Origin of the sequence: Hydrogenophaga sp. (genome assembly GCF_011772445.1) — a bacterium.
Lineage (GTDB): Bacteria > Pseudomonadota > Gammaproteobacteria > Burkholderiales > Burkholderiaceae_C > Hydrogenophaga.
The window spans coordinates 214,660-226,200 of record NZ_WVZN01000017.1; the positions used below are offsets into that span (position 1 = coordinate 214,660).

Consider the following 11,541-nt stretch of genomic DNA (forward strand, 5'->3'; position numbering starts at 1 on the left):
GGCTCAGTCCCTGGCGCCCAGGGCCAGCGCGCGTTCGCGGCTGGCGGCGCGCCCGGCCTCGTCGGCCGGCGCCGTGGGCCAGCCCTGCAGGTGCCGCAGCGTGATGTCGCCCAGCGCCCGGATCCACTCTTCGCGGTCGTTGAGGCAGGGGATGTACGAGAAGCGCTCGCCGCCGGCCTTCAGGAAGGCCGCGCGCGCCTCCATGTCGATCTCCTCCAGCGTCTCGATGCAGTCGCCGGTGAAGCCGGGGCAGATGAGGTCCACGCTCTTCACGCCATCGCCCGCGAGTCTCACCAGCGTGGGCTCGGTGTAGGGCTCGAGCCACTTCGCCTTGCCGAAGCGGCTTTGGAAGGTGAGGACGAAGCGATCGGGCGGCAGGCCCAGGGCCTGCGCCAGCAGGCGCCCGGTCTTGTGGCATTCGCAGTGGTACGGGTCGCCCAGGTGCAAGGTGCGCTCGGGCACGCCGTGGAAACTCATCACCAGCCGCTCGGCCTGGCCATGGGCTTGCCAGTGTTCGCGCACCGAACGGGCCAGCGCCTCGATGTAGCCCGGGTCGTCGTGGTAGCGGTTGACGAAGCGCAGTTCGGGCAGCGCGCGCTGCCTGGCGCTCCAGGCGTTCACGGCGTCGACCACACTGGCTGTGGTGGTGCCGCTGTATTGCGGGTAGGCCGGCAGCACCAGCACGCGCGTGGCGCCTTGTGCCTTCAGCTCGTCCAGCACCGAGGCGATGGATGGGTTGCCATAGCGCATGGCGTATCGCACCAGCAGCGAATGCCCGCGCTCGCCCAGGTGACCCAGCAGGCGCTTGGCCTGCCGCTCGGTCCACACCTTCAGTGGCGAGCCTTCGGGCATCCACACGCTTCTGTATTTCGCGGCCGACTTCGCCGGGCGCACGCGCAGGATCACGCCGTGCAGGATGGGCCACCACAGCAGGCGCGGGATCTCGACCACGCGTGGGTCGCCGAGGAATTCGGCGAGGTAGCGGCGCAGCGCGGCGGGGCTGGGTTCGTCGGGCGTCCCCAGGTTGCACCAGATCACCGCCGTGCGCTCGGTGCGGCCATGGACGTGGGGCGGTTCGGTGGCGAAGGGCATGCGCTATTCTCTCGCAAGCATGAAAGACTCACCGAGCTCGGACCCCGTGTCCGGCGCCGCCACGCTGGACCCATCGCGTGTGCGCGCCATCAGCATCGACCTCGACGACACGCTCTGGCCGATCGGGCCCACCATCGAACGCGCCGAGGCCGCGCTGCTCGCCTGGTTTCGCGAGCACGCGCCCGCCGCCGCCATCCTCGCGGCCAACCCGCAGTCGCTGCGTGAGGCGCGGCATTTCCTGCAGATCAAGCGACCCGACCTCTCGCACGACCTGAGCGCGCTGCGGCGCGAATCGATCCGTTTCGTGCTGATCAAGGGCGGCGACAACCCCGAACTCGCGGAAGAGGCCTTCGACGTCTTCTTCGCCGAACGCCAGCGCGTGGAGCTGTTCGACGACGCCTTGCCCGCACTGGAATGGCTGGCTGGCCGCTACCCGGTGGTGGCCTTGTCCAACGGCAACGCGGACGTGCACCGCATCGGCCTCGGCCAGCACTTTCGCGCGGCCATCAGCGCGCGCGAGTTCGGTGTGGCCAAGCCCGACGCGCGCATCTTTCACGCCGCCGCCAGCGCGGCCGGCGTGCGCCCGGGCGAGGTGCTGCACATCGGCGACGACCAGCAGCTCGACGCCCTGGGCGCGCTGGTGGCCGGCCTGCAGGTGGCCTGGCTCAACCGAGAGGGCCACGGCTGGGACCACGCACCGCTGGTGCCGCAGACCACCGTGGCCGACCTCATGACGCTGTGCAACCAGCTGGCCTGAGGGTGCACGGCGCATGAGCCTCACCATCCACGGCATCCCCGCTTCACGCGCCGTGCGGGCGCTGTGGGCGGCCGTCGAGCTGGACCTCGATTTCGAGCACGTGCCCACGCCTTACCTGGACGGCAGCACGCGCACGCCGGGGTTCCTCGAGCTCAACCCCAACGGCCACATCCCCGTGCTGATCGACCGCCGCCCGGAGGGCGAGGTCGTGGTGTGGGAGAGCATGGCCTGCGCGCTTTACCTGGCGCGCGTGCACGGCCGGCCCGACGGGCGCGGCATCGCACCCGCCAACGCGCGCGAAGAGGCCGAGGCCCTGCGCTGGTCGTTCTGGGTGGTCAACGAGGTGGAGCGCGACGCCCTCACCGTGCTGGCCCACCTGCACGCCATGCCCGAGGAGCGCCGCAAGCCCGAGCTGGCCCTGGCGGCCGAGCGGCGCCTGGCGGTGCCGCTGCGCGTGCTGGAGGCGCACCTGAAGCAGCAACGGGCGGCGGGCCATGCCTGGATCGCGGCGGGGCGCTTCACCATCGCCGACCTCTGCGTGGCCAGTGTGCTCAACTGGGTGCGGGTGTCGCGGCCCTTGCTGGGCGCCCACCCGGTGATGCACGAGTGGCTGCGGCGCTGCATGGAGCGCCCGGCTTACCTGCGGCTGCGCGAGAACGGCTGATTCCACCGCAAGGAGGCGGGCATGGCACTCGACTGGCGAGAAGGCACCGACGGCATCGACTGGGACGAGCTGTCCGCGCTCTACCGCGCGGCGCCGCTGGGCGACAAGCCGCCCGAGCGGTTGCGCACGGTGTTCGGCAACAGCCTGTTCAAGTGCTTCGTGTTCGAGGACGGCCGCCTCGTGGGTGCCGGCCGCGCGCTGGCGGACGGCGCGGACTGCTCCTACATCTGCGACATCGCCGTGCTGCCCGGCCACCAGGGCACGGGCCTGGGCAAGCAGATCGTGGCGCACCTGGTGGAGCGCTCGCGCGGGCACAAGAAGATCATTCTCTATGCCGTGCCCGGCAAGGAGCCGTTCTACCGCCAGTTCGGCTTCCTGCGCATGAAGACGGCGATGGCCATCTTCGACAACCAGCAGCAGCAGCTGGAGCGCGGTTACCTCAGCGAGGACTGAGCGTTCGGCCGCGCGCGGCTCACCAGCCCCAGACCAGGCGCTCGGCCACCCAGCCGGATTCGCCGGTCTCGCGCTCCACGCGCACCCAGTCGTCGCGCTTCTCCAGGGTCTTGAGCAACTCGCCGTACTGGGCCTGCGTCACCACCTCATTGTTCGTGCCGGGGCCGCTGCGCACGTTGAGGATCTTGCTGGTCACGATGTGATACGGCTCGTCGGAGGTGAGCGAGCGCGCCACCCAGCCGGTATCGCCTTCGAAGTCCTTCACCGCGAGCCAGTCGCCACGCCGCTCCGTCACCTGCAGCGGAAAGCCGCGCCGCAGTTCCCAGAGCACCGTGCTTTTCAGGCCCGGACCGTCGCGCATGTTCACGGTGCTGCCGCTGATGCTGACCATGTTCTGGGCATTGGCGCTGATGGCGGCCACACCCAGACTCAGGGCGAACAGGCCGCGGAACAGGGATCGTGCAACGGTGGTGACCGGCATGGCGATGGGCTCCTTTCCTCGGGTCATGAAAAACGAAAGGGGATGGGAGCCGTTCGCGCGGCCCAGGTTCCCCCGAAGGTCAGAGGTTAACAGCCTCGTCGCCGTGTGCCGAGGGGCGCGGCGGCCCGCGAGGCCGACCTGCGTCAAGAATCACGCGATTTCAGCGGCGCTGCGCAGCGGCCAGACCCGCGGCCTGCCCGCTGCGCACCGCGCCTTCGATGGTGGCGGGGTAAGGGCCGTCGATGAAATCGCCCGCGGCCCACAGGTCCGGCGCCACCGCGCCCGGGGGGCGCGTGAGCCCCGGCGTGCAGGCGAAGGTGGCGCGTCGCTCGGTGATGCTGCGCAGCGGGATCAGGCCCGTCAGGCCGAGCTGCTCGCGCGCCTGCTCCAGTGTGGCGGCTTGCAGGTCCTCGCGTTCGCCCTCGCTGTGGCTCAGCACGAAGGCCAGCACGCCGGCGTCGGCCGCGCGCAGCTGGCCCCGGTCGAACACGAATTGCGCGGGGCCGCCACGCAGCGCGAGCATGGGCGCGGCCAGGGGGTGGTGGCGTGGCCCGAGGGCGTAGACCGTGGTGATGGCGGTGTGGCCGAGCGCCGCCGCGGCCTGGGCCCAGGTGGGGGCGATCTCGCGCAGCGCCTGGGCCGCGGCGCTCGGGTGCGTGGCCCAGACCACGCGGTCGAAGCGTGCCGTCTGGCCCTCGCCGCTGAGGCGCCAGCCGCCGTCGTCGAGGCGTTCGATGCCTTCGATGCGCCGGCCCGGTTGAACGGTGTGGCCGCGCTCGCGCAGCCATTGCGCGGCCGGCTCGGGGCCCAGGGCCGACAGGTCGTGCCGCGGCAGCAGCAGCGCCGACGGCGCATAGCCGGGCGCACCGCGCCCGAACAGCGCGTCGCGCAGCACGCGCAGGAACACGGCACCGCTGGCCTGTGCGGCCGGCAGGTTCAGGGCCGACACGCACAGCGGCTCGATCAGTTCGTCCATCACGCGCGGTGGCAGGCCGGCGCAGACTTGGGCCACCGTGTCGGCGGGAGCGCAGGCGAAGCCGCGCGCGCGCCATCGCAGCGACCGGCGCAGCAGGGCGAGCCGATCGGCCCACCGCCAGCCGCGCGCCGTGAGCATGGCGGCCAGCGCGTCCAGCGGCGCGGGCCAGCGCGCCGCCCAGGGCGGCACGGCCAGTCCCTGGCCGTCGGCGAAGCGCAGCGTCAGCGGCGTGGCGAGCAGCGCCTCATGCGGCTCCACGCCCACGGCGCGCATGAAGGCCAGCGTGGCGGTGTAGGCGCCGATGAGGATGTGTTGCCCGTTGTCCAGCGGCATCGGGGCGCCGTCGGGGTGGGCGATGTCGACGCGCCGCGCGCGCCCGCCCAGGGTGTGCGTGATCTCGACCAGCGTGACCCGCGCGCCGCCTTGCGCGGCGGCCACGGCGGCGGCGCAGCCGGCCCAGCCGCCGCCGACGATGGCGACGCTCGGGGCGGTGTTCACAAACGCCCCAGCGCCTGCACCTTCCAGGCGAGCCAGAACTTGCGCAGCGGCGTCAGGCTCACGCGGCGGGTGAGCACCAGCAGCGGTTCGGCGGCGATCTCGCGCAGCAGCGTGCGGTAGATGCTGGCCATCATCAGGCCGGGCTTCTGGCTGCGGCGGTCGGCGTCGGGCAGCAGGGCCAGGGCTTCGTCGTAGGTGGTCAGGGCGCGTTCGCACTGGAAGGCCATCAGCGCAGTGAAGCGGCGCTCGAAGTCGGCCGCGTCGGTGCCGGGCGCGGTGCCGCGGCGCAGCAGCTCGTGGGCCTTTACGTCGAAGCGTTGCAGCTCGTCGATGGGCAGGTAGATGCGCCCACGCACCGCGTCCTCGCCGACGTCGCGGATGATGTTGGTGAGCTGGAAGGCCAGGCCCATGCGGTGGGCGTAGGCGGTGGTCTGCTCCTGCGTCTGGCCGAAGATGCGCGCGGCGACTTCGCCCACCAGGCCGGCCACCAGGTGGCAGTAGCGTTGCAGGTTGGCGAAGTCGAGGTAGCGGCTCTGCTCCAGGTCCATCTGGCAGCCGTCGATGACGCCCAGCAGGTGGCGCGCCTCGATGCCGTAGGCACCGGCCAGCGGCATGAGCGCCTGCGTGACGGGGTGGCTGGGCTGGCCCGCCCAGGCCTGCGCCACCTCGCCGCGCCACCAGGCCAGTTTGGTCTGCGCCACCCCGGCGTCGCTCACCTCGTCCACCACGTCGTCCACCTCGCGGCAGAAGGCGTAGAACGCCGTGATGGCGGCGCGCCGCTCGGGCGGCAGGAAGAGGAAGGCGTAGTAGAAGCTGCTGCCGGAGGCGGCGGCCTTCTGCTGGACGTAGTCTTGCGGGCTCACTGTGGGACCTTCGCGCAGCGCGCTGCGGTGCGAGCTCCTTCGGGCGGCCGTGCGGAGCTCATGGGGTGCAGGGAGTGTACGCATGCGCGTTGCCCGGCGCCGCTCATGGCGCGTCAATGGGGTGTGGGCTGGGTCAAGTCCTTGAGGGCGTTGTTCACGACGTGCAGCCACGGGGCCTGGTGCTCCACGCCGATGCCCAGCAGGCTCGCCATGAGCTTGACGGCGTCGTGGTTCGTCGCGTCGTGCCGGTGCATCAGCGCGTGGGCTTCCAGGATCTCGCTCATGAGCCGGCTGGCGAGCTGGTTGCGTTGCTGCGGGTCTTTCAGCCGTTGCAGGCGATGAAGGTCCAATTCGATGCGCCGTCGGCACAGGAGAACCTGGCAATCGAGCGCGCCCTGGTGTTGGGCCGCGGCTTCGAAATCGCTCAGGCACCCGGCGTCCAGCGCTCCGCTGGCGGCCAGTTCGCACGCGCGCTGGCTCAATTGCATCAGCAGCTCGGGCGCGAACCCGGCCGGCGCCTGCCGCAGCGCCTTGACGAAGCCTTTGAGCAGGTCGGTTTCCCTGCCCCCCTGGTTGATGGCGGCGCAGCTCAAGGCAGCGAACAGGTGGACGGCCTTCGGCAGCTTCATGTCCAGCAGCTGATAGGCGATCCAGATGGCCTGGTCGAAGCACCCGCTGGTGTCCGAGCCCCGCGGGACGGCGTAGTCCTGCCCGCCCGTGTCGTTCGTGGACACCCCCAGAAGCGGCGGATTGGCGGACAGCAGGTCGTCGAGCGCGTTGCACAGTTCGAGGTGAGCTTGCACGTGCTCGCATTGCTGCTCGGACGCCCCGAGTGCGCTCAGCAGCTTGTTGCGAGCGGCCAGCATGCCGGGGAAGAACAGGGCGAGCACGTCGTGCGACACCAGCTTGCGTTGCGCGCACCGCACGGCGACGGCGCGGACGGCTCGCACAATGGATTCGTTGGGCTGTGCGCTCTGTTGGATCGCCTCGCCACAGACCTGCAGGAGTTCACCCATGCGCGGGTGGTCGAGGCGAGTCTGCAACTGCATCACGCTCGTTGTCAGCACGTAGAAGGCCGCCCGCTGCTTGTGCTCGAGCAGGAATCGGCCCAGCGCCATCAGCCTGTCCAGGTCCTCGGGCTGCGTTTCCAGGACGCTGTAGAAGCGATTGTCCCCCTCGCATGTCACGTGCAGGACCGGCCGTTCCGGGTCGAGCAGCGCGCTGAGCACCGGCTCCATGGCCTGTGACGCCAGGGCGAGCGTGTCGGCGTCCTCGACGCGCAGTTCCTTTTTCAGGAACTCGTTGTTGCGCCGTACGCGTTCGACTTCGCCCAGCGGCGTGGCCTTCGTGGCCTTCGATGGGTTCCGGGGGGGCGTTTGAGGGAGGAGCGATTTGCTTTCCGGGGGGATGGTTTTGGATGTACTGGGACGCCACATGGGGGTAAGGGAAATCAAGAAGAAGATCAGGGGCCCCGCCGTCAAGCGGGTAGCCCGTACGGCTCAGCGCTGGTCGTTGCCCTGCGCGTCCTGCAGGGCTTCGACCATGTCCTGCAGTCGCGCGCTGTAGTCGCGCCAGGCGGGGTCGCGGCGGTCGAGCATCTGCAGAAGCGCCTTGCCTCCGAGGGTGGCTTTGAGCAGTGCAACGGTCTGTTCCACGGACTGGCGAGCGCTGTTGCCCTGGGTTCGCTGGGCGAGGCGAGCCCGCACCAGGCCCGAATAGACGTCCGCAAACGCCGGCGTCGAATCGACGGCGGGCACTGCCGACACCGGATGCGAGGGCTCCTCGAACACGCGGAGGCAGGCGTCCATCAACTGCTCGGCATGCCGTTTCTCGCCGTCCGCCGTTTCGGGGTCCTGGCCGCCGAAGCCGAATCGATGTTGCAGGTGGCTGCGCAGCACCATGCAAAAACCGGGCGTGTCATCGGTGCCGGCACCGGCCGACGCGGGCGTGTCTCGCACCGATTTCCACAGGGTGCGCATCAGCTCGATGGTGCTGTCCAGCGCCGCCAGTGGGTCCTTCGAGGCCACGGCGTGGCGCACGAGCAAGGTGCGCAGGGCCGGGGAGTTGGCCATGCCGATGCCTTTGTCGCGCGCGAGCAGGCGGCCCATCAGGCGCCGCACCACGAAGTCCCACTCGGGCATGGGGGCCATGGGGTGCTGGCCTTGGCTCAGGCGGGTCACCAGCGTCTCCAGGACCTTCCCGGGGGCGGCGCCTGCCGTCAGTTGCCGGTGGGCGTCCAGCAGCGTCCACAAGGGCTCCGCCCGCGTTTTCAGCTTGGGGTGGACCAGGGCCATGTAGGTCGTGAAGGCTTGGGTGGAGGCCTCGGCCGGCAGGTCCAGCATGAGTTTCAGCAGGCGTTCCGTGTCCTGGCGGCGCAGGGTCTTGTGTGGCTTGGGCGCGGCGGCCATGCAGGCCCACAGGCGCTCCAACCGCTGGGCCGCGTCACCCGGTTGGGCGCACACCCAGTTCAGGCAGAGGCTGACGTCGACGCGGGCGTCGTGCTGCTGCGGGAAGGCCTGCGCCGCGAACGCCAGGTGCGCCGCCCAGGTCGACCAGGGCCGATCGGGTCCGTGCTGCACGAGGGTGGTCAGGCAGTTGCACAACCCCTTGTGGCGTCCCGCGGGATCGGCAGATGCGTCGAGGCGCTGCTGGTAGGCCTGCGCGGCCAGTTGGGGGTCGCCGCCTCCGAGCAGGTCCGGGTACCAGGAGGCGACGTCCAGGGGCGCGTCGAAGAACCGGGCCTGGGTGTCGATCAGGCGGTCCCATGTGGCGGACAGCGTGGCTTGCGCCGGCGTGCCCTTCGCCAGCGCAACGAGGTCCGTCAGGAGCTCGATGGCGGCTTGCGCCGGCTCCCGCTGGTTCAGGGTGCGGCATTGGCGGTGCAGCTCATCGATCTCACGGCCCAGGCGGTCGATGGTGTCGGCCTGGCGTTCGCCGGCGGGTTGCTCCGACAGCGCCTTGACTTCCGAGCGCAGGCGCCGCAGGCACAGGTTGCGGCCATAGGCCGCGCCCTGCGGCGAGCGGCAGGCGGCCGCTTCGAACAGCAGTCCATCGTCCTTGTCCATGAAGCCCAGATCGATGAGTTCGGCGGTGCGCATGCACAGCGCCATCAGGGCGTTGAACGGCAGGCTCGCCTTGCTGTTCTGCAGTGCCCGGCCGCAATCGCGCAGCAGGGCCACTTCCCGCGCGGGGAAGCCTTGCCGGGCAGCGCCGCTGGCGGCGGCCAGCAGTCGGGCGGCGGCGGGGTCGTTGAGCTGGAGCAGCGTCTGGCCGATCCAGGCCACGCGCTCCAGGGTGTCACGCGTGGGGCCAGGTGCCAGGAAGGTGCATGAGGTTTCGCCGTCCTCCGTGTGCAGCTCGACCACGGGGGGATCGGCAGCGCGCAACGCGGAGATGGCTTGCTGCAGTTGTGGGTGCTGCGATGCGATGGCGCGCGACTCGGTGTCGGCGCCGAGTTGCTGCAGCCACTGGTCGTTGAGCTGGATGGTGTGGGCCTGGCGCCCTGTCTCGGGTGGCGGCTGCGTGGTGCCGAAAAGGCCGCTCAAGGTCTCGATGAATCCCGGGGACGGGGTCTGCCGAGGCCGGATGAGGGGGGTGGTGACGGTGGCTTGGGTCGTGAAGGAGCGCATGCTGGGATTCCGCCTGCCGCGGGGCGGAAGGCGCAGCTATGTGACCCTGGCGGCGCCGTGAATCATGACGATTGGATGAACTTTGGAATTGATCACGCCTGCCGCAGGGCCTCGGTGCGCTGCGCGAACTCCTGGCGCAGTTGCTTGCGCACGCGCGCGGCCGCGTGGCGGCGGTGCTCGTCGGGCGTGGCGGGTTGCAGCGGCGGCACGGGTGCGGGTTTGCCGTCGTCGCCCATGGCCACCATGGTGAAGAAGCAGCTGTTGGCGTGGCGCACCACTTGCGAGCGGATGTTTTCGGCCACCACCTTGATGCCGATTTCCATGGACGAGGTGCCGGTGTGGTTGACCGAGGCGAGGAAGGTGACGAGCTCGCCCACGTGGATGGGCTGCAGGAACATCACCTGGTCGACCGAGAGCGTGACCACGTAGCGGCCGGCGTAACGCGCGGCGCAGGCGTAGGCCACCTGGTCGAGCAGCTTGAGGATGGTGCCGCCGTGCACGTTGCCCGAAAAGTTGGCCATGTCGGGGGTCATGAGCACGGTCATGCTCAACTGGTGGGAGGGGAGGTCCATGTCGGAAGGGTGTGGCGCTGGCAAGGGGCGTCACTCTACACCGGCGCATGGCGCGGCTCTGGTCGGGTCAGCTCCTGAGCACGGATGCTGTCGTCCAGGATCTGGCGCCACAGCCGTAGCTGAGGCAGCGCCTCCGCATCGTATGCACCGCGCGAAACCACCCCCCCGATGAAGTGGTCCAGCGTCGCCAGCCGCGTCACTGGCTCAATGTCCTCGGACTGGAATAGTGCCCGCAGGTAAGGGATGTGCCTGCGGGCCTTGAAATACAGGTCACATTGGGGCTTGCGGATGAAGCGCAGGCGCTGTGCAGCGGGCAGCCCTTTGAACGCGGCGACGCCCAGGTCTTCGGGCAGGTGAGCGACCAGGTAGTCGGTGCGGTAGGTGTCGTTCCACACGGATGGGCGTTGATGGCTGATCTGCGCCATGGCCTGCTGAATGAGCCCGATCCAGGTCTCGTCGCTCTCCAAGGCCCGCAGATGGGGCACGGCGCACAACCTCAGCAGCAGCGCGATGCACGCCATACCCGCCGGCGATCGCGTCCGCTTGAGGAAGTCCAGCACCTCGTGGCCGAGTTGAACGTCGATTTGATCCCACGGCGTGTCCAGCAGGCCTGACTTCCAGCGCACGGCCTGCTCGACCATGCAGTGGCGATCGATTCCGTGCCGTTTCAGGGAGGCCCTGGTCTGCGCTGTCATCTGCAGATCATCGTCTTCAAGCAGCAGGAGCAACTGCAGCGCCAGCGTGCACTGGAGGTCGCTGTCGAAGTGCATGAAATGTTGGAGCAGCAGCTCCACAGGCGCGCTACTGACGGTGTGCAGGGGCAGGCGCGAATACGCAATGCCGATGGCCTCGTAGACGAGGGGCGGTGTCAGCAGGGTATCGGCGTGAAGCAGCAGTCGGGGCAGGTCGTCCGTGGGCAGGCGTTGGGCGTGCGCGCCGGTGTCGTGCCGCCGCTCCAGCCAGATCGCGAACATGCGTGTCAGCAGGGGGGGCATGAACCGCGGTCTATCGTGGGCATTCAAGCCGCTCAACAAGAGCCGTGTGCGCGCCTGGCCTTGGTACTCGTTCGGCAGTTCGAGTGTCAGGTCCACCGACCCGTCAGGCCCGCTTGGGGTCACTGGGTTGCTGACAAGCGTCTCGATGTCGGGCTCGGCGCAGTCATTCGAGGGCAAGTCCGACGGCCTGGGCCAGTACTTGGTGAACTCGTGGGACCAGCGCGCCATGCGCAAGAGGGGCTGCGTAGCGCCCCGCAGTTTGCGGTCGACCATGAGCGAGCGGAAGAGCTCGATGCGAGTGGCCAGTGTGCTCTCGTGCCCGGGGCTGGGCAGCGGCGATCGGTACCACACGATTTTCTGAGCCACTTCGCGGGGGAGCAGATCCCACAGCGTCTGGCTGCGCGCAAGCTCGCCGCCGGGGTCGGTGCGTATGAGCGCGACGGAGGATTTCTGCTGTTGGTCGGCTTGCGTTGTCGAGGTGTATGGCGTTTGGGCGATGCGCTTCATCGGGCTTGCGGTCAGTGAAGGGACGCGCCGTGGCTGCTTGCCCCAAGGCGCGCC

At 69.7% G+C, this 11,541-nt stretch carries 11 protein-coding genes; 3 read left to right on the forward strand and 8 right to left on the reverse strand.

Annotated features, from left to right (window positions below; translation table 11 throughout):
* Window positions 1-3: 3 nt before the first annotated feature.
* Window positions 4-1,092, reverse strand: a complete 1,089-nt coding sequence (gene hemH, locus GTO19_RS07855) for a ferrochelatase (RefSeq protein ID WP_291020030.1) — start codon at window positions 1,090-1,092, stop codon at window positions 4-6.
* 19 nt (window positions 1,093-1,111) lie between these two features.
* On the opposite strand from hemH, the gene GTO19_RS07860 reads away from it, so the two are divergent.
* From GTO19_RS07860 to GTO19_RS07870, 3 genes are read left to right on the forward strand one after another with little or no spacing between them, the layout of a single operon-like run.
* On the forward strand, window positions 1,112-1,849 hold the full coding sequence (locus GTO19_RS07860; RefSeq protein ID WP_291020033.1) for an HAD family hydrolase: 738 nt from the start codon (window positions 1,112-1,114) through the stop codon (window positions 1,847-1,849).
* Window positions 1,850-1,862: 13 nt separating this feature from the next.
* On the forward strand, window positions 1,863-2,513 hold the full coding sequence (locus GTO19_RS07865; protein WP_291020036.1) for a glutathione S-transferase family protein: 651 nt from the start codon (window positions 1,863-1,865) through the stop codon (window positions 2,511-2,513).
* Between the two features lie 21 nt (window positions 2,514-2,534).
* The gene (locus GTO19_RS07870) at window positions 2,535-2,966 is read left to right on the forward strand and encodes a GNAT family N-acetyltransferase (RefSeq protein WP_291020039.1); all 432 of its coding nucleotides are present in this window, start codon (window positions 2,535-2,537) and stop codon (window positions 2,964-2,966) included.
* Window positions 2,967-2,985: 19 nt separating this feature from the next.
* On the opposite strand, the gene GTO19_RS07875 is transcribed toward GTO19_RS07870, so the two are convergent.
* From GTO19_RS07875 to GTO19_RS07905, 7 genes are all read right to left on the reverse strand, one after another.
* Window positions 2,986-3,447, reverse strand: a complete 462-nt coding sequence (locus tag GTO19_RS07875; protein ID WP_291020042.1) for an SH3 domain-containing protein — start codon at window positions 3,445-3,447, stop codon at window positions 2,986-2,988.
* Between the two features lie 160 nt (window positions 3,448-3,607).
* On the reverse strand, window positions 3,608-4,921 hold the full coding sequence (gene hpnE / locus GTO19_RS07880; protein WP_291020045.1) for a hydroxysqualene dehydroxylase HpnE: 1,314 nt from the start codon (window positions 4,919-4,921) through the stop codon (window positions 3,608-3,610).
* Window positions 4,918-5,784, reverse strand: a complete 867-nt coding sequence (gene hpnD, locus GTO19_RS07885) for a presqualene diphosphate synthase HpnD (RefSeq protein WP_291020048.1) — start codon at window positions 5,782-5,784, stop codon at window positions 4,918-4,920. Before hpnD ends, hpnE begins: the two co-directional genes overlap by 4 nt.
* Before the next feature lie 113 nt (window positions 5,785-5,897).
* Window positions 5,898-7,220, reverse strand: a complete 1,323-nt coding sequence (locus tag GTO19_RS07890; RefSeq protein WP_291020051.1) for a hypothetical protein — start codon at window positions 7,218-7,220, stop codon at window positions 5,898-5,900.
* Window positions 7,221-7,283: 63 nt separating this feature from the next.
* Window positions 7,284-9,329, reverse strand: a complete 2,046-nt coding sequence (locus tag GTO19_RS07895) for a hypothetical protein (protein WP_291025857.1) — start codon at window positions 9,327-9,329, stop codon at window positions 7,284-7,286.
* Window positions 9,330-9,505: 176 nt separating this feature from the next.
* Window positions 9,506-9,985, reverse strand: a complete 480-nt coding sequence (locus tag GTO19_RS07900; protein WP_291020056.1) for an acyl-CoA thioesterase — start codon at window positions 9,983-9,985, stop codon at window positions 9,506-9,508.
* A gap of 35 nt (window positions 9,986-10,020) precedes the next feature.
* Window positions 10,021-11,487, reverse strand: coding sequence for a hypothetical protein (locus tag GTO19_RS07905; protein ID WP_291020058.1), 1,467 nt, complete (start codon window positions 11,485-11,487; stop codon window positions 10,021-10,023).
* Between the last annotated feature and the right edge of the window lie 54 nt (window positions 11,488-11,541).